10 protein-coding genes are annotated in these 18,609 nt (G+C 71.6%); 1 reads left to right on the forward strand and 9 read right to left on the reverse strand.

Annotation, left to right across the window (positions count from 1 at the left end):
- Positions 1 to 742: 742 nt before the first annotated feature.
- The gene (locus tag AB0F04_RS04925) at positions 743 to 2,776 is read left to right on the forward strand and encodes a hypothetical protein (RefSeq protein ID WP_362037819.1); all 2,034 of its coding nucleotides are present in this window, start codon (positions 743 to 745) and stop codon (positions 2,774 to 2,776) included.
- A 22-nt stretch (positions 2,777 to 2,798) separates the two neighbouring features.
- On the opposite strand, the gene AB0F04_RS04930 is transcribed toward AB0F04_RS04925, so the two are convergent.
- The 9 genes from AB0F04_RS04930 to AB0F04_RS04970 form a co-directional block, all read right to left on the reverse strand.
- Complete coding sequence (locus tag AB0F04_RS04930) at positions 2,799 to 4,007, reverse strand: glycosyltransferase (RefSeq protein WP_362037821.1); 1,209 nt, start codon at positions 4,005 to 4,007, stop codon at positions 2,799 to 2,801.
- 201 nt (positions 4,008 to 4,208) lie between these two features.
- Positions 4,209 to 6,293: a hypothetical protein gene (locus tag AB0F04_RS04935; protein ID WP_362038669.1), complete on the reverse strand. Its 2,085-nt coding sequence runs from the start codon at positions 6,291 to 6,293 to the stop codon at positions 4,209 to 4,211.
- 204 nt (positions 6,294 to 6,497) lie between these two features.
- A complete protein-coding gene (locus AB0F04_RS04940; RefSeq protein ID WP_362037823.1) occupies positions 6,498 to 7,994 on the reverse strand; it encodes a bifunctional cytidylyltransferase/SDR family oxidoreductase in 1,497 nt (498 codons plus the stop codon).
- A 570-nt stretch (positions 7,995 to 8,564) separates the two neighbouring features.
- The gene (locus tag AB0F04_RS04945) at positions 8,565 to 10,115 is read right to left on the reverse strand and encodes an alkaline phosphatase D family protein (RefSeq protein WP_362037824.1); all 1,551 of its coding nucleotides are present in this window, start codon (positions 10,113 to 10,115) and stop codon (positions 8,565 to 8,567) included.
- Positions 10,116 to 10,294: 179 nt separating this feature from the next.
- The gene (locus AB0F04_RS04950; RefSeq protein WP_362037826.1) at positions 10,295 to 11,782 is read right to left on the reverse strand and encodes a VCBS repeat-containing protein; all 1,488 of its coding nucleotides are present in this window, start codon (positions 11,780 to 11,782) and stop codon (positions 10,295 to 10,297) included.
- Positions 11,783 to 11,913: 131 nt separating this feature from the next.
- Complete coding sequence (obgE, locus tag AB0F04_RS04955) at positions 11,914 to 13,350, reverse strand: GTPase ObgE (RefSeq protein ID WP_362037828.1); 1,437 nt, start codon at positions 13,348 to 13,350, stop codon at positions 11,914 to 11,916.
- A 124-nt stretch (positions 13,351 to 13,474) separates the two neighbouring features.
- Positions 13,475 to 13,729: a 50S ribosomal protein L27 gene (gene rpmA / locus AB0F04_RS04960; RefSeq protein WP_003990207.1), complete on the reverse strand. Its 255-nt coding sequence runs from the start codon at positions 13,727 to 13,729 to the stop codon at positions 13,475 to 13,477.
- Between the two features lie 14 nt (positions 13,730 to 13,743).
- On the reverse strand, positions 13,744 to 14,064 hold the full coding sequence (rplU, locus tag AB0F04_RS04965; RefSeq protein WP_030836278.1) for a 50S ribosomal protein L21: 321 nt from the start codon (positions 14,062 to 14,064) through the stop codon (positions 13,744 to 13,746).
- A gap of 267 nt (positions 14,065 to 14,331) precedes the next feature.
- Complete coding sequence (locus tag AB0F04_RS04970) at positions 14,332 to 18,582, reverse strand: Rne/Rng family ribonuclease (protein ID WP_362037830.1); 4,251 nt, start codon at positions 18,580 to 18,582, stop codon at positions 14,332 to 14,334.
- Positions 18,583 to 18,609: the final 27 nt, after the last annotated feature.

Raw genomic sequence — 18,609 nt, forward strand, 5'->3', positions numbered from 1 at the left:
TCCCCCTCGCTGCCGCCCCCGACGGAGAGCCGCTCACCCGTCCCCCTCGCTGCCACCCACGGCGGAGAGCCGATCACCCGTCCCCCTCGCTGCCGCCCCCGACGGAGAGCCGCTCACCCGTCCCCCTCGCTGCCACCCACGGCGGAGAGCCGATCACCCGTCCCCCTCGCTGCCGCCCCCGACGGAGAGCCGCTCACCCGTCCCCCTCGCTGCCACCCACGGCGGAGAGCCGATCACCCGTCCCCCTCGCTGCCGCCCACGACCGAAAGCCCAACGTCCATCCCCTTCGCTGCCACCCACAGCGGAGAGCCGCTCACCCGTCCCTCTCGCTGCCACCCACGGCCAAGAGCCGCTCACCCGTCCCCCTCGCTGCCACCCACGGCCAAGAGCCGATCATCTGTCCCCCTCGCTGCCACCCACGACCGAAAGCCCAACGCCCATCCCCTTCGCTGCCACCCCGCGGCCGCCCACGGCTGAAAATCGATCAGGCATCCCCCTCGGCCTCCACGCCAGGGCGCCCCTCACCGTCCCCCGACCCGGCTCCGTCTCTGGCCGGAAACCGACCTTCTGCCTCTTCCGGGCCCACCCCACGACAGGAATCGGATCTTCCGCTACGGTCCGACGACACGCCGCACGGCCCCCGCCCCCACGCCCCGGCGACACGCGCGTGTCGTCGGGAGGCCGCCGCGCGTTAACCCGGACGGCCGACCTGCGCCGACCCGACGCTCCTGGAGTGACCGCAGTGCCCGTACCTCTCCCCCGCCAGCAGACCCTCCTCAAGGGGCTGGTCACCATCGTCCTGGCCGCCGCGTTCGCCGCCCAGGCGGTCGCGGCGCTGCTGCCCGACGTCCCGCTGCTGCTCGCCGCGACGGTCGTCTCCCTGGCCACCGAAGGCGTCCTGTACCGGTGGCAGCGCGGGGTGCTGTCGCTGTTCGCCAAGTCGCACGCGGACATCACCGTGCGCCAGGTCGTACGGGACCTGCTGCTGGTCGTGGCCCTGCTGCGGCTGGGCGAGCAGGACCAGGAGACGGTGTACGCGCCGCTGGTGGCCGGGCTGCTCCTCTGCTACGTGCTGCACTGCGCGATCCAGGCGGTCTCCGTGCTGGTGCGCCGCACCCGCACCCTGCCGGTGGTGACCCGCAACATCGACGCCTCGGCGCTGCGGCTGTCCCCGGCCCCGTCCGTGCTGCTGCGCCGCCCCGGCCACCGGCTGCTGGTGTTCGGCCTGCCGGCGACGGCCGGGCTGCTGGCCAGTACGCCGGGCGACCGTCCGGTGTACGCGGCGGCGGGCATCGCGCTCTCCCTCGCCCTCGGCCTGACCGGCCTCGGAGCGCTGCTGCTCCGCCTGCTGCCGGGCCGTCGTCCGGCGGACGAGCAGGAGGTGCTCGAGTGGTTCGACGCATGGCTGGCCGCGTACCGGCCGACCGTCGGCCTGTACTTCTCCGGCGGCGCCGCCTCGGCCTACCAGGCGAACATGTGGCTGCAGCCGCTCGCCGGCCTCGAGGGCAGGCCGGTCATCATCCTGCGCGAGCGGTTCATGGTGCAGAAGATCGCCGCGACGGACATCCCGATCGTGTGCCTGCCGAAGGTGTCGACGCTGATGCGCCTGGAGCACTCCACGCTCCAGGTCCTCATCCACCCGTCGAACTCCGGCAAGACCTCCCAGGTGCTGCGCATCCCCACCATCAGGCACACCTTCGTCAACCACGGCGAGAGCGACAAGCTGTCCTCGTGCAACCCGTACGCGAAGGCGTACGACGAGGTGTGGGTGGCCGGGCCCGCCGCCCGCGAGCGGTACGCACTGGCCGAGGTCGGGGTCGAGGACAAGGACGTCGTGGAGACGGGCCGCCCGCAGCTGGACGGCATACTGCCCTACGCGGGGCCGCCGGCCGGTCCCTGGACGACCGTGCTGTACGCGCCGACCTGGGAGGGCTGGGACGGCAACCCCGGCAACACGTCGGTGATCGCGGCCGGGGAGAACCTGGTGCGGGCACTGCTCGCCGACCCGGGCGTGCGGCTGCTGTACAAGCCGCATCCGCTGACGGGCTCGGTGGATCCGCGCGCGGGCGCGGCCGACCTGCGGATCCGGGAGCTCATCCGGGCGGCCAACCGGGAGCGCGCGGCAACGCCCCCCTCCGGCAGCGCGGAACTGGCCCGCCGCACCGCCGAGCTGGAACGGCTCACCACGTCGGTCTTCCGGTCCGGAGCCGACACCGTGGAACGGATGCTGGTGCAGACGGCACCGGAACCGGGCCGCGCACAGGCGGTGGCGCGGGCGACGGCCGCGTGGGAGGAGGCGTACTGGGCCTCGCTGCCGGCGGGTGAGCACCAGATCGTCACGGACGCCCGGCCGACGCTGTACTCCTGCTTCAACGTGTCCGACCTGCTGATCAGCGATGTGTCGAGCGTGATCAGCGACTTCCTGGCGAGCGAGAAGCCGTACGCGGTGGCCAACACCAGCGGGCTGTCCGAGGAGGCCTTCCGTACGGCCTTCCCGACGGTGGTGGCGGCGACGGTGCTGACGCCGGACGCCGCCGGGGTGCCGGGCCTGCTGGAGACGGTCCGGCACCCGGAGCACGACGAGCTGGCCGAGGCGCGAGCCGAGTTGAAGCTGCGTCTGCTGGGCCCGGCGGAGCCGACCTCGCAGGAGCGCTTCAACGAGGCCGTCCGGGCGCTGAGCGCGGAGGCCCGGGAGCACCGGGCACGGGTGACGGAGCGGCTGGCCGCGGTGCCCGGCCAGCGCACCGGGGCCGAGGTCCCGACCGCACAGCGCTGAGCACCGGACACCCCCGCGTCGGTCACGCCGCGTGCCGTACCTCGCGGGACGTCAGCACCCGGCGGGCCTTGCGCACCGCCCGGCGCACGAACGTGTCGACGCCGCCCTCGCGGTACCCCGGGAAGGCGCGGGCCTCCCGGGGCTCGGCGAGGTAGACCGAGTCGGGGACTCCGGCATCACGGTCCCGGAAATGCGGGTAGGCCAGGTACACACGGCGGCCCTTCCTCTCGAGGAGGGCCGCCGCCTGTTTCTTGCCCTTGACGAACTTCACGACGTCCAGCAGCAGTTCGGGACGCTGCTCGGCGACCAGGTGCAGCCGCAACCGCTCGTGGACCTTGAGGCGCTGGGCCACGCCCTCGGTCCAGTAGGTGTCCATCAGCGGCTTGGCGAGCTCGAACTTGTGCCGGCGGATCTCCTCGCTGTCCGTCAGGTACTTGGGCCCGAACTGCGGCAGCAGCGTGACGAGGAAGGGCCGGACCATCAGCTGGTCGCGCCGGCCGCCCGCGGGGACGAGCTCGGCGATGAGCTCCATCAGGGCCCGCGCGGAGTCGAAGCGCAGCGTGTAACTGCCGCTCTTGGTCACGTGCTTGCCGTCGTCACGGCCCACCAGGTAGTAGCAGGTGTGGTCGGCGACCACGGAGACGCCGTCCGCCCGCAGATAAGCCTCCATGGTGAACAGCGCGTCCTCGCCGGTGAACAGCGACTCGTCGAAGCGCATGCCGTGCCGGTCGAGCAGCGCGCGGCGGAACAGCTTCTGCGCGCTGAGGGTGAACTTGATGTTGGAGGAGAAGACGTCCGTCCGCTCCACCGTCCTGCCCCACATGGACTTCGGCGCCGAGCGGTTGACGCCCTCGACCTTGCCCAGCACGACGTCCGTGCCGGCACGGTCGGCCATGGCGACCATCCGCTCCAGGGCCTCGGGGCCCAGCCGGTCGTCGGCGTCGAGGAAGAACACGTAACGCCCGCTCGCCTTCCCCAGGCCCACGTTGCGGGGGCCGCTGGGGCCGCCGGAGTTCTCCTGCCGGATCACCAGCACGTGCATGGGCGCTCGCTCGGCGAACTCCTCGAGGTACTCCCCCGTTCCGTCCGTCGAGCCATCGTCCACCGCGATGACCTCGACGCGCGTCGGATCGATGGTCTGTGCCTCGACGGACGAGAGGCACTCGATCAGATACGGCATCGCTTCGTACGCACCGATGATCACACTCACATCAGGCTGCGTCACGGTCACGTTCCCCCTAGTCAATGGGATATTCCCCCCGTATCGCCTCATTCGCTACTTGATAGACGGGTGATCGAGGCAAGCGGTTGCCTCGCACACGGGTGTTAGTGGGACACGTCACACAGTGGTCCGACAGGTCCGGGAAAGAGAAAGAGTTCGGCCCCGAGGAGCTTCTCCTCGGGGCCGAACTCTTCAGTCAGCGGCGGCAGTTCAGGCCGTGCCGACACCGTCCGCCTCACCGGGGGCGGACACCCGCTGCCCGGGCACGGCGTTGGCCAGCTCGGCCTCGCTCTCCGCGAGAGCGGCCGCGTCCCGTGACTGCTGGCCGACGTTACGCGTCTCGGCCTTGAGGGCGAGGTTCGCGACGGCGGTGTTGAACTGCTCCAGCGAGGTCGGCTCGTCCGGGCCCAGCAGGTACTGCTTGAGCTCCTTGCGGTCCTCGGCCAGCGGGTCGGCGTCCGGGGCACGGACCGCGCCGAGCAGCTCGCCCAGCTCGTCGGCGCTGTTGGAGAGGATCACCGCGGCACGCACCGCCGTGTTGTTCCGCTTGAACTCCTCGACGCCCACCCCGGCGGAGTCCGTGACCGCGTACGGCTTGCCGCTCGCGATGAAGTCGGAGACCACGCTGGAGATGTCGGAGACCATCGCGTCGGAGACGTTGAAGCAGTCGTACAGCCGCGGTTCGGCGCCCGTGATGACCCGGTGCTCCCAGGACGGGAAGGAGCGCCAGTAGGCGTCGTTCCACTGGGCGCGCAGCCGGGCGACCTCCTCGTGCCGGGCGACGTCGACCAGCCCGTCACGGGTGGCCACGGCCTCGTCGCCGCGGTCGCCGCCGGAGCCGGACAGCTGGGCGAGCCGGGCCTGGATCCGGTCCAGCTCGGCCTTGGCCTGTGCCTGGGCGGCCGTGTCGGCGATGAACCGGCTGTTGATGGCGCGCTCGGCGGCGGCCTTCTGCACCAGGGCGGTGATCCGCTTGTGCGCGGCGCCGGCCTCCTTGCTGACGTTGCCGGTGAACGGGTGCGGCTTGTACAGGACACGGACCGGCGGATCGGCCGCGACCAGCTTCTTCACGATGTTCTCGCCGGCCAGCACGACCGAGGTGTTGCCCGGGTTGCCGTCCCAGCCCTCCCAGGTGGGGGCGTACAGCACCGTGGGGATGCGGCCCTCGGGCACGCCCTGCCAGGTCTGGATCGGGGCGAGCTGCGGGCGGCCGACCTCGACGATGTCGTCGTCGCGGACCCCGACGTCGGCGATGGCGTAGCGGTCGCGGCCCGCGCGGCCGGCCGTCCACACCTCGTCGTAGACCTTGCTGTACGGGTTGACGCTGGCGAGCTTGTCGCTGTCGCCGTGGCCGATGAACACGTGCTTGATGGTGGGCACGCGCAGCATGTGGATGTTCTTGCCGACGTTGGCCGCGTAGAGCGCGACGCGCACCGTGGACAGGTCCATGTTCATCAGGTGCACCCCTCCGGGCACGCAGATGACGGGGACCGTGGTGGGCGCCAGGTTGTTCAGGATGGCCCGCTCACGCAGGATGATCAGCGGCTTGGACTCCAGCTTCTCCATGGTGTCGAGCCACATGTTCACCTGGTAGGCGGAGTCCCTGGAACCGGAGAAGTACAGCACCGTCTCCGGCTTGTACTCGGCCAGCCAGTCGTCGACGGCGGCCAGGACGATCTCGGCCTTCGGCGGAATCCTCCGGCCGCGCACGAACGGCACCAGAGCCAGGACGTACAGGGTGGCCAGGGCCACCGTGATGCCGATGCCGATGAAGCCGATCAGGGACGACTTCACCTGGGCGGCGAGCAGGATGCCGACGACGGCCGCGAGGTCGAGGTGGAGCATCTTCTCGGCGGAGCGGTGCAGCAGCTTGCGCGGCGGTGCGTCCGGGATGCGGATGCGGGAGGCCAGGTCGACGTTGCGGGTGGCGACCGGCATGCGGCGGCGGTTGCGGATCAGCTGGACCAGCGCGCCGTGCGGTGCCTGCAGGCCGTAGAAGGCGATGAAGCAGGCGATCGCCCCGTAGTAGATCAGGTTGTCCGCGAGGGACAGCCTGGCCAGGAGCAGGACGAGCAGAAGCTGCCGGATCAGGAAGCGGATCGACAGGCCGGCCCGCACCTTGCCGAGGCGGTTGATCAGGTAGCTGCCCTTGCGGTGCAGATAGTGGTCCGCCAGGTACGTCACGGCGGCCGCTGCCGCGAAGGCGGGAACGCTCGGGACGAGCGCGGCCAGCATGAGGGCGGGGAAGCCCGCCACCATGAGGACCGCCGCGGCCAGCTGGGCCGCGCTGCCCACCCGGGCGACGCGAATAGCGGTGGATATCACGGAGAAACCTGCTCTTGGGAGGGGTGTGCCGGTCTTGGTTCGAGAATGCGGCTGGTCTGTGAATATTCGCGAGACTGTATGGATTCAGGCCCCTGCGAAACCCCCTGTACACGGAAACCCGTTCACAGGAGGGCGCAGAGGCCTGAATTACGGAAGTCTATTTGGCGCCAATTATTACACGCCGTCCTGCCGGTCCAGCACCGTGGCCAGGGCCTGCTCGAAGCCGGAGGCCCGGGCCGCGCCGGCCGTCGGGTCCTGCTGGCGGACGTCGATGACGTGGCCGGTGAGCTCGGAGAGCAGCACGTCGAGGGAGGTGCGGGCGACGGCCTCGGAGGACAGCAGGGACCCGGAGGGCTCCTGACCGAAGGCCTTGGTGCGCATGGGGGTGGCGGTGCGCTCGGGGTTGATGCAGTTGACGCGGACGCCGTCGCCGGCCCACTCGTCGGACAGGGCCTGGGTGAGGTTCACCATGGCGGCCTTGGTGGAGGAGTACAGGCTGTACTCGGCGCGGCCCCGGGTGTAGCTGCTGGAGGTGTAGAGCAGCAACTGGCCCTTGGTCTCGGAGAGGTACTTGTACGACGAGCGGGCGATCTGCACCGGGGCCAGGTAGTTGACCTTCAGCGCCTCCTCGATGGTGGCGTTGTCGGTCTCGGCGAGCTTGCCTATGCGCAGCACGCCGGCGGTGTTGACCACGTAGTCGATGCGGCCGGTCTCGGCGTACGCCTTGGACAGGGCGTCGTCGACCTCCTCCGGGTTCTCCACGTGGGTGCCGGTGGTGGAGCGGCCGAGGGCGTAGACCTTGGCGCCGTAGGACTCGGCGAGTTCGGCGATGTCCTTGCCGATGCCGTAGCTGCCGCCGAAGACGACGACGGTCTTGCCGGTGAGCAGCTCGCGGTAGGCCTCCTCGGAGACCTGCTCGGGCGCGGCCGTGGAGGCGAGCTGGAAGAGCTTGTCGGCGATGAAGACGTCGACGGGCTGGGTGACCTTCATGTTGTACTCGTCACCCGCGACGACGTGGATCGGCACGTCGGGCAGGTACTTGAGCACGACGGAGCAGTCGTCGGTCGCCTGGAAGTTGGGGTCACCGGCGGCGACCTCGTAGGCCCGCTTGATCGTGGACAGCTTGAACGCCTGCGGCGTCTGGCCGCGGCGCAGCCGGGAGCGGTCCGGGATCTCGGTGATGAACTCGCCGTCCTCGCCGTGCGTGCGCGTGACGATGATGGTGTCCGCGGACGGGATGGCCACGTCGACGGCCTGGTAGCGCTCCAGCGCGACGACGCAGTCGTCGATGACGCGCTGCGAGAGCAGGGGGCGCACGGCGTCGTGGAAGAGGACGTTGGCGTCCTCGCCCTCGGCCAGGCCCTCGCCCAGCGCGGCGATGGCGCGCTCGGTGGTCTCGTTCCGTGTGGAGCCGCCCTCGATGACCTTCGAGACCTTCTTGAATCCGGCCTTCGCGACAATCTTCTCGATGTCGGGCACGTAACCCGGCGCCATCAGCACGATGACGTCGTCGATCGAGTCGGTGTTCTCGAAGGTGGTCAGCGTGTGCTCGATGACTGCCTTGCCGGCGATCTTCAGCAGCTGCTTGGGGATCGACAGACCCACGCGCTGACCGGTGCCACCGGCCAGGATCACTGCGGTGGTACGGGGCTTGGCTATGTGCTGGGACACAGGTGACCTACCTTGGGGCGACAGGGAACTCGGAAATGGTCCCACTTGTGGTTACCGCGATGCAAGGTGAGCGCCCTCCACCGCATATGTGCGCGCCACCTCTCATTCACCTGACGGCACTGGTGATTGCGGACGGTTGCGCGAGCCCCGGTGAATTGCGCTGTGAGTAACTGCACAGAAGCTCAGGGGCCGCGGAGCCGCGCGGGACAGCGGTGACCGGGGGCCTTCCCGGGTTCCTCGGACGATGTCCAGTGCACGGTACGCCCTTTGGGGGCGCCCCGCGTACCGCGCCCGCCGCCCGCGGGACCCGGCACGTGGGTCCCGGTGCGCGGATCTCCGCTTCCCGGTGCACACGGCTGCACGCGTTCTTCATGACGGCCGGCCGCGAATACGGCTCCCCCGGCGGCCCATTGCCAGGGAATTCCTGGTTGCGATCGCGCAGCATTTCGGTCTCGGCGAGCGCAATACACCGCAAATCCGGGCCGGACTTCTCACCCGGCCGGCCCGCCCCGTACGGCGAGGAGCCCGGCACTCACGGGGAGTACCGGGCTCACTCGCTCGCAGTCCGGGTCAGACGACCTCGACGCCGGGCCGGCCCGCCTCGACCCTCAGCCGGGCCAGCGTGCTGGGCGTCGCGGTGGGCCGCCGTACCGTGTCGACCACCCTGACCTGGGCGTCGATGCCGTCGCGGCGGACGTCGAAGAGGTGGTAGCCGCGGTGGGCGTCGAGCAGCTTCCAGTGCGGGTTGTCCGGGCGCCTCGGGTCCCACTCCTTGCGGAAGGCCTCCTGGTCCTGGTCACCGTTGCTGGAGATGGAGGTGCCGACGAACTCGGCGCCGACGACCTCCGAGTCCGGGTCGGCGTAGTCCTCCTTGAGGTCGCTGATCATCGTCAGGTGCCGGTCCCCGGAGAGCACCACGGGGTTGCGGACCTGCCGGAACTCCTCCAGGAACGCGTTGCGTTCGGCCTGGTAGCCGTCCCAGGCGTCGTAGAACCAGAGCTTGCCCTCGCCGGCCTTGAGGTCCGTCTCGGCCATCATGATCTGGGAGGCGATGAGGTTCCAGCGGGCGGGCGAGTCCTGCAGCCCGTTCAGCAGCCACTGCTTCTGCCGCGCGCCGAGCATGGTCAGCGAGGGGTCCTGGGCGCCTTCCTGGCTGGTGGCCTGGTCGCTGCGGTACTGACGGGTGTCCAGGACGTTGAGCCGGGCCAGCCGGCCGAACTCCAGGCGGCGGTACATCCGGATGTGCGGTCCGTCCGGGACGGCGGTGGCACGGACCGGCATGTGCTCGTAGAACGCCTGGTACGCCGCCGTCAGCCGGGCCACGAACGCGTCGTGCGGCTGCTTGTCCGGGTCCTGCGGGATCTCGCCGGCGAAGTCGTTGTCCACCTCGTGGTCGTCGAAGGTCACCACGAAGGGCGCGCTCGCGTGCATCGCCGCGAGGTCGGGGTCGGTGCGGTACTGGGCGTACCGGTTGCGGTACTGGACGAGGCTGAAGGGCTCACCGGTGCCCTCGTGCCGCCGCAGGGCCGTCGCCGAGGGCGTGGACTCGTAGATGTAGTCGCCGACGAACACCACGACGTCCGGGTCCTGGTCCAGCATGTCCGCGTAGGGCGTGAAGTAGCCGTGCTGCCAGTTCTGGCAGGAGGCGAGGGCCATCCGCAGGGAGCCGCGGGAGCTGTGGGGGTGGGGCGCGGTACGGGTGCGGCCCACGGGCGAGATCTGACCGTCGGCGCGGAAGCGGTACCAGTACGTACGGCCCGCACGCAGCCCGCGTACGTCCACGTGAACGCTGTGCCCGTACTCGGGCAGGGCCTGGGCGGTGCCGCGCCGTACGGGCTTTCTGAACCGGGGGTCCTCCGCGAGCTGCCACTCCACCGGCACCACCCGGTCGGGCATCCCGCCGCCGTTCAGCGGGTCCGGGGCGAGCCTGGTCCACAGCACGATGCCGTCCGGGAGCGGGTCGCCCGAGGAGACGCCGAGGCTGAACACACCGTCCGGCAGTGGCGTCTCCGCGGCGCGGGCGGCAGCCGGGAGCCACAGCTGGGCGGAGGCCGCCGCGCCGAGCACGGCGGCGCCCGCGGTCAGAAAGCGGCGTCGGTCGGGGGATACTGCTCCGGTCATCGGCTGACTCCCTTACCTCGCTGGCCACATGGACACGGGGAAGCTTCACGCTCGCGGGCGGTCCGCCCGCTGAACGACGGGGTTCGCGTACATGACAACTAAGCAGACAAAGAGAGACTCGCCGCCAGCATCGGAACAAGCCGTTGCCGGGGCGAGTCTGACAGGTGATCAGTGACGGGTCAGCGGGCGAAACCCCTACCGAGGGAGGAGCCGCTCGGGACCGTGCCGAGGGTGCCCGCGCCGAAGCTGACCGAGCCGGTCGCGGTGGGGGTGTTCACCGGGTTGGGGAACGCCCAGACGCCGCCGTCCCGGTTCTCGCCGGTGGCGCCGGCGAACAGTTCGGCCCGGCCGTCGCCGTTGACGTCGAGCAGGTTGGTGTCGCCGCCGAAGAAGTCGTTCCGCTCCGCCGTGCCCGGGACGTTCTCGGTGTTCTGGTTCATGCTGTAGGCGCCCTCCCCGGTGAGCCCCTTCCTGCCACCGCGCAGGACGGTGACCTGGCCGGCCGCGTACACCTCCCCGAGGTCCTCGCTCGCGCTGCCGGTGGAGATGTCCGCGTAGCCGTCGGCGTTGACGTCGCCGACGGAGATGCTCCCGCCGAAGCCGTCGGACCACTCCGAAGTTCCGGGCACACCCGGGGTTTCCTGGGTGATGATCGTCGTACGCGAGGTGTCGGGTCCGGCGGCCGAGCCGTGCACCACGCCGATCTGACCGCCCTTCAGCAGCGGGTCGTCGAGATCGACCTCGCCGAAGCCGTCGTTCGGGCGGCCGATGACGAGGTCGGCGTACCCGTCCTTGTCCACGTCCCCGACGCCGAGGCTCTCGCCGCCGCGCATGCGGGTGCCGTCGGGGTTGTTCACCGGCGCGGGCGCGCTCAGGCCGTCGTGGGTGCCCCGCAGGAAGACCGCGCGCCGGTGCCTGTAGTCGGGGTCGTGCATGTCGTCGTCGCTGACGTCGTGGATGAGCGCGACCAGGTCCGTGATGCCGTCGTGGTCGACATCCCCGGCCGCCACGTCGTCCGTGACGTACGCGGGCTCGATGGCCAGGGTCCGGCTCTTCGCGGCGCCCGTGGTGCGGTCGAACGGGCCGGACAACAGGCGGTTGCCGGTGGCGAGGTCCAGATGGCCGTCGCCGTCGAAGTCACCGAGCGCCGGGGTCTCGGGGTCGACCCGGTCCTCCTCGGTTCCGGTGGCGACGGCGGTACCGCCGGACAGGCCCCGCTTCCCGCCCCACAGCACGGCGAGCGTACCGGCGCGGGTGACCTCCCCGACGCTCTCGCCCGGGGCGCCCACGACCAGGTCGGCGCAGCCGTCACCGTCGAGGTCACCGGCGGCGAGACCGTCGCCGTAGTCGTCGTTGGTCTCCGCGGTACCGGGTATGCCCGGGGTGTTCTGGCTGATGACCTGCTTGCGGGTGAGATCGAGGCCCTTGGCCGAGCCGTACACGACGGCCACGTATCCGGCCTGGGCCTGCCCGTCGACCTTGCCGCGCGAGGCGGCGACGGCCAGGTCCTGGAAGCCGTCACCGTTGAAGTCGTCCTGGAGCTTCTTGGCGACGGACGGGGCGGCCGGGGCGGCGTGCGCGGCCACCGGGGTGGTCACGGCCGCGACGACGGCGACGGCCGCGGCGACCGCTCGGCCGGCCCTGCGCTTGCTCATGGACTGGGGCACGTCAACTCCGTTGATCTGCTGGGCAGTTGGTGTGCGGTGAGGAACAAGATCCTCACCGCACCGCCCTGTACGACTCACCGGAGAACGACTTGGTTGCACCCAAGTCCGTTGCACGTTCGCTTTTTGTTAACTCAGAACGGCTCGAAGTCGTCGAACTCCTGCTGCGCTTCGTCCCGCTCGGCCTGTCGGTCCTTGCGGCGCTGCGCGGCCGGACGCTCGCCCTCGAACCGGTGGTCCTCACCCCGTCGGCCGAGCATCTCCGCCCCGGCCGTCATGGACGGCTCCCAGTCGAAGACGACCGCGTTGTCCTCGGGGCCGATGGCGACGCCGTCACCGCCCCGGGCGCCGGCCTTGACCAGTTCCTGTTCGACACCGAGCCGGTTGAGCCGGTCCGCGAGGTAGCCGACGGCCTCGTCGTTGTTGAAGTCGGTCTGGCGCACCCAGCGTTCGGGCTTCTCGCCGCGCACCCGGAACAGGCCGTCGGCCTCGCGCGTCACGGTGAAGCCGGTGTCGTCGACGGCCTTGGGCCGGATCACGATCCGGGTGGCCTCTTCCTTCGGCTTCGCCGCCCGGGACTTCGCCACGAGCTCCGCGAGCGCGTACGACAGCTCCTTCAGGCCCATGTGCGCCACGGCCGACACCTCGAACACCCGGTAGCCGCGCGCCTCGAGGTCGGGCCGCACCATCTCGGCCAGGTCCTTGCCGTCCGGTACGTCGATCTTGTTCAGTACGACGATCCGCGGCCGGTTGTCCAGCCCGCCGTACTGCCGCAGCTCCTCCTCGATGATGTCGAGGTCGGAGACGGGGTCGCGCTCGGACTCCAGCGTCGCGGTGTCCAGGACGTGCACGAGCACACTGCACCGCTCCACGTGCCGCAGGAACTCCAGGCCCAGGCCCTTGCCCTGGCTGGCCCCGGGGATCAGCCCGGGCACGTCGGCGATCGTGTAGACCGTCGAACCGGCCGTGACGACACCGAGGTTGGGCACGAGGGTGGTGAAGGGGTAGTCGGCGATCTTCGGCTTGGCGGCGCTCAGCACCGAGATCAGCGACGACTTGCCCGCGCTCGGGTAGCCGACGAGGGCCACGTCGGCGACGGTCTTCAGCTCCAGGACGACGTCCCGCAGGTCCCCCGGCTCGCCGAGCAGCGCGAACCCGGGCGCCTTGCGCCGCGCGGAGGCCAGCGCCGCGTTGCCGAGCCCGCCCCGGCCGCCCTGCGCGGCGACGTACGACGTGCCGTGCCCGACCAGGTCGGCGAGGACGTTGCCCGCCTTGTCGAGTACCACCGTGCCGTCCGGCACCGGCAGGACGAGGTCCTGGCCGTCCTTGCCGAAGCGGTTGCCGCCCTCGCCGGGCTTGCCGTTGGTGGCCTTGCGGTGCGGGGAGTGGTGGTAGTCGAGCAGCGTGGTGATCGACTGGTCGACGGTGAGGATCACGTCCCCGCCGCGCCCGCCGTTGCCGCCGTCCGGCCCGCCCAGCGGCTTGAACTTCTCACGGTGGACGGAGGCACAGCCGTGGCCTCCGCTACCCGCGGCGACGTGCAGCTCGACGCGGTCCACGAAGGTGGTCATGGTGTGTGCCTCCAGGTGCGTACGTATGTGTACGGGGTTCTACGGGGTTGTTCTCTGCGTAACACGCGAAAGGCGGACCCGCTTCCCGTGAGGGAAGTGAGGTCCGCCTCGCGAAAGTGTCCGATCAGGCGACCGGAACGATGTTCACGACCTTGCGGCCACGGTGGGTGCCGAACTGCACCGAACCGGCCTCGAGGGCGAACAGCGTGTCGTCGCCGCCACGGCCCACGCCGGCGCCCGGGTGGAAGTGGGTGCCACGCTGACGGACCAGGATCTCACCCGCGTTGACGACCTGACCGCCGAAGCGCTTCACGCCGAGCCGCTGGGCATTGGAGTCGCGACCGTTCCGGGTGGACGATGCGCCCTTCTTGTGTGCCATTTCTCCTCAGTCCCTTACTTCGCAGCCGTGGGGATCTCAGTGACCTTGATCGCCGTGTACTGCTGGCGGTGGCCCTGGCGACGGCGGTAACCGGTCTTGTTCTTGTAGCGCAGAATGTCGATCTTCTGGCCCTTGTGGTGGTCCACGACCTCGGCCTGGACCTTGATGCCGGCCAGCACCCACGGGTCGCTGGTCACGGCGTCGCCGTCGACAACGAGCAGGGTCGAGAGCTCGACCGAGTCGCCAACCTTGGCAGTGGAAATCTTGTCAACCTCAACGATGTCGCCGACAGCAACCTTGTGCTGGCGACCACCGCTGCGCACGATGGCGTACACGCGGAACTCACTCTCTCGCTCGGGAAACGGCACCCCCGCAGGCCAGCCGCCCGACTCAGCGAGCAGCCTCTCCTGGCGCCCGGCGCCCGGAGGATGAAGGTTTACGGGGATGTGACGTGTCAGTCGACACGCCGACGGTCAAGGTTACGGGGCCGCGGCCGAAGGGGTCAAACCGAGCCGGACCCGCCACCTGTGCGACCGGTCACGCCGGTCGCGTCCCCGGGGCGTACGCGGGGTTCGCGTACGCCCCGGGGACGTCGGGGCCGGTCAGCCCTCGTCGGTGGAGGCCGAGACGGAGGCCCCGGAGGACTGCTCCGCCGCGACCGTCTTCTTCGACGTGGTCTTCTTGGCGGCGGTCTTGGTGGTCTTCGCCGCCTTCTTGGCCGTCGTCTTCTTGGCGGCGGTCTTCTTCGCCGCCGTCTTCTTGGTGGTGGCCGCCTTCTTCGCGGTGGCCTTCTTGGCCGTCTTGCGGGCCGTCTTCTTGGCGGGGGCCGACTCGGCGGCCTCCTCCGTGACGGCACCGTCGAACGCGGGCGCCGCGGCGGCCGGCTCGGATGCGCCCTCCTCGGACGCGGCCGACGGGACGACCACGACGGCCGTCTCCTCGGACGCCGTGGACGCCGTGGGCTTGCGCACGGCACGACGCCGCGGACGGGCCGGGGCGGCGCTCTCGGCGGGCACCTCGGCGACCGGCTCGGCGACCGGCTCGGCGGCCTCGGACGGTGCGGCCTGCTCGGGCGCCTCGGCTGCCTCGGCCACCGGGGCGGTCTCAGCGACGGTCACCACGGTCGCCTCGGCCCCCGCCGGGGAACCGGCCGGAGCGGACACCTTGCGGGTGGCCCGCCGCCGGGTACGGCCCTTGGGCGCGGCTTCCTCGACCGGAGCGGCCTCAGCCTCCTGGGAGACCTGAGGGGCCGACGGGGCCTGCGCGGCCTCGACCACCGGGTCCTCCACGGCCATCGGCTCGGCCTGCGCCTCGGCGGCCGGTTCCGGCTGCACCGGACGGGCGACCTCCTGCTCGGCGGTCACGTCCTGCGCCGTCGGCACCTCGGCCTCGGCCTGCTCGGCCCTGCCCCGGCCGCGCCGGCTCTTCTCCCTGCCCTGTTCGGCCTTCGGCTCGGCGGCCTCACCGCGCGGGGAACCCGCCGGAGCCGACGCCCGGCGGCTCGCCCGGCGCCGCGACCGTCCACGGCCGGCCGCGGCCTCCGCCTCGGCGGCGCTGCTGTACAGCTCCTCGTCGGGCTCGAAGGCCGGCTCGGGCAGCGCGAGCGGCTCGGCGGCCTCGGCGACGACCTCCGCCTCGGTCTCCGCCTCCTGCTCGGCGGTCTCGGCGGTGTCGACGGCCGCCTCGTGCACGTGCGGCTGCTCGGCGGCACCGGCACGGGCGCGCTTCTTGCGCTTGCCGCCGCCCCCGGGGGCCGTCGGCTGCTCCATGTGGACGATGACACCGCGCCCGTTGCAGTGGACGCAGGTCTCGGAGAAGGACTCCAGCAGTCCCTGCCCGACCCGCTTGCGGGTCATCTGCACGAGGCCCAGCGAGGTCACCTCCGCGACCTGGTGCTTCGTACGGTCACGGCCCAGGCATTCGAGCAGGCGCCGCAGCACCAGGTCCCGGTTGGACTCCAGCACCATGTCGATGAAGTCGATGACGATGATGCCGCCGAGGTCGCGCAGCCGCAGCTGGCGCACGATCTCCTCGGCCGCCTCCAGGTTGTTCCTGGTGACGGTCTCCTCGAGATTGCCGCCCTGGCCGGTGAACTTGCCGGTGTTGACGTCGACGACGACCATCGCCTCGGTCCGGTCGATGACCAGCGAACCGCCGCTGGGCAGCCAGACCTTGCGGTCCAGGGCCTTGGCGAGCTGCTCGTCGATCCGGTACGTGGCGAAGACGTCGACCTCGGAGGTCCACTTCGACAGCCGCTCGGCGAGGTCCGGCGCGACGTGCGAGACGTAGCCGTGGATGGTCGACCACGCCTCGTCACCGCTGACGACGACCTTGGAGAAGTCCTCGTTGAAGATGTCGCGCACGACCCGGACGGTCATGTCCGGCTCGCCGTACAGCAGCGTCGGCGCGTTGCCGTTCTTGGCCTTCTTCTGGATGTCCTCCCACTGCTGCTGCAGCCGCTCGACGTCCCGGCGCAGCTCGTCCTCGCTCGCGCCCTCGGCGGCGGTGCGCACGATGACGCCCGCGTCCTCGGGGACGATCTTCTTGAGGATGGTCTTCAGCCGCGACCGCTCGGTGTCGGGCAGCTTGCGGCTGATGCCGGTCATGGAGCCCTCGGGCACGTACACGAGGTAGCGGCCGGGGAGGGAGACCTGGCTGGTGAGGCGGGCGCCCTTGTGGCCGATCGGGTCCTTCGTCACCTGGACGAGCACGGACTGGCCGGACTTCAGGGCGGACTCGATGCGGCGCGGCCCGTTGGCCATGCCCAGCGCCTCGAAGTTGACCTCACCGGCGTACAGGACGGCGTTGCGGCCCTTGCCGATGTCGATGAAGGCGGCCTCCATCGACGGCAGCACGTTCTGCACCTTGCCGAGGTAGACGTTGCCGACGTACGAGGTCGACTGCTCCTTGTTGACGTAGTGCTCGACGAGCACGTTGTCCTCGAGGACGCCGATCTGCGTGCGGTCGCCGTGCTGGCGGACGACCATCACGCGCTCGACGGCCTCGCGGCGGGCCAGGAACTCGGCCTCGGTGATGATCGGGACCCGGCGGCGGCCCTGCTCACGGCCTTCGCGGCGGCGCTGCTTCTTGGCCTCCAGACGGGTCGAGCCCTTGATGGACTGCACCTCGTCGGACGGCTCCGCCTTGGGGCGGGGCTCGCGGACCTTGACGACCGTGCGCTCCGGGTCGTCGTCGGAGGGCTCGGAGTCGGTGCCGGAGTCACCGGCACGGCGGCGGCGGCGACGGCGCCGGCGGCTGCTGCTGGAGCCGCCCCCGCCGGACTCGTCGCGGTCGGCGGCGTCGTCGGAGTCCTCGTCGTCCTCCTCGGCGCCGTCCTCTGCTTCCTGCGCGGCGGCCGGCTCGGACTCGGCGTCCGGGCCCTCGCCGCCCTCGCCGTCGAAGTCGGCGGACTCGCCGCGCCGGCGGCGGCGACCGCCCCGGCGACGGCGGCGGCGCGAGCCGGTGCCCTCGGACTCGTCCTGCTCGTCGCCGTCGACCTGGTCCTCGGCGGAGTCGTCGGCCTCCTCCGCCTCCTCGGCGGTGGTGTCGGCGGCGGTCTCCGGGGCCTGGGCCTCGGGCTCGTCGGCGGCACCGCGGCGACGGCGGCGGCGACGCGAGCCGCCGCTCTGCTCCTCGCGCTGGGCCTCGGCCGGCGCGGACTCCTCGGCCTCCTGGGGCTGGTGGGGCTCCTCCGCGGCCGCCTCGGCGGCGGCAGCGGCAGCGGCCCGCTCCGGCGTCTGGAACTGGGGCTCGGTGAAGACGGGCGCCTGGAACAGCGCGACGGCGGGCCGCTTCGGACGCGAGGACGACTCGCTCTCGCCGTCGGCCGCATCCGCGGACACCCGAGCGGCGGCCTTCGAGGCCCTCCCGCCCTTGGCGGGCTGCGCGGGCTCGGCGAAACCGCCGGCGGCCCGGCGCACGACCCGGCGGCGGCGACGCGGACCGGTCTCCTCGACCGGCTCGGCCGGCTCGGCGGCCGTTTCGGCAGGGGTCTCGGCGGAGACCTCGGCAGCGCGGGCGGGCTCGGCGGCAGCGGGCTCGCCCGCGGCGGCCTCGGCAGCGCGGACGGGCTCCGCGTCGGGGCTCTCGGTCACGGACGGCTTCGCCTCCTCGGCGCTCGCCTTCGCCGCGTCGGCGGCGGAAGGCGCCCCGGCGGGCGCGGACGCCCGCCGCGAGGCACGCCGGCGTGTCCGACGCGGAGCAGCCTCTTCAGTGGTCTCGGCACCTTCGGCGGCGCCGTCGGTCACGACGGCCGGCTGCGGGGCCTCGACTGCGGCCGGTTCCGGGGCCACCACGGTGGTCTCTGCCTTCTCGGCGGTCTCGGCCGTCTCTGCCGTCTCCGCGGGGGCGGCGGTGGGCGAGGTCACGGTGCGGGTGGCGCGGCGCCGGGTGCGCTTGGGGGCGGCGTCCTCGGACACCTCGGCGGGCGCGACAGGGGTGGCGGCCTCGGCCGGCTCGGCGGCGGGGGCGGCGGTCACCGGGACCACGGTCTCGGCGGCCTCCGCGGCTTCCGGAGCGCCGGCGGGCGCCGAGGCACGGCGCACGGCGCGCCGCCGCTTGGGCGGGGCGGGCGCGGCGGCCTCGTCACTCTCGACGGCCTCGGGGGCCTGGGCCGCCTCGGCAGCGGCCTCTTCGACCTCGTCGGTCCCTACGGCCTCAGCGGCGAGGTCTTCGGCCTCGGCGGCCGGTATGGCCGGAGCGACGGTCTCCGCCGGCGCGTCCGAGGAGGCACCGGTGGGCGGGCCCGCCGGGCGGGACGCGGCACGGCGCCGCCGGCGGGGCGGCAGGGTGTCGCTGGGGGTGTTCTGGTCGGAGCCCGTGGAGGACTCTGCGGGTTCGGTCGGTTCGAGCATGCGGGCTTGTCTCCCGTCAGGCTCCCG

Source organism: Streptomyces sp. NPDC029041 (genome assembly GCF_040637515.1).
GTDB lineage: Bacteria > Actinomycetota > Actinomycetes > Streptomycetales > Streptomycetaceae > Streptomyces.

Coding starts and splice junctions, on each gene's coding strand:
- AB0F04_RS04945 (WP_362037824.1), bottom strand. CDS start 10,115: ATGACCGGAGCAGTATCCCCCGACCGACGCCGCTTTCTGACCGCGGGC.
- obgE (WP_362037828.1), bottom strand. CDS start 13,350: ATGACCACCTTCGTGGACCGCGTCGAGCTGCACGTCGCCGCGGGTAGC.
- rpmA (WP_003990207.1), bottom strand. CDS start 13,729: ATGGCACACAAGAAGGGCGCATCGTCCACCCGGAACGGTCGCGACTCC.
- AB0F04_RS04970 (WP_362037830.1), bottom strand. CDS start 18,582: ATGCTCGAACCGACCGAACCCGCAGAGTCCTCCACGGGCTCCGACCAG.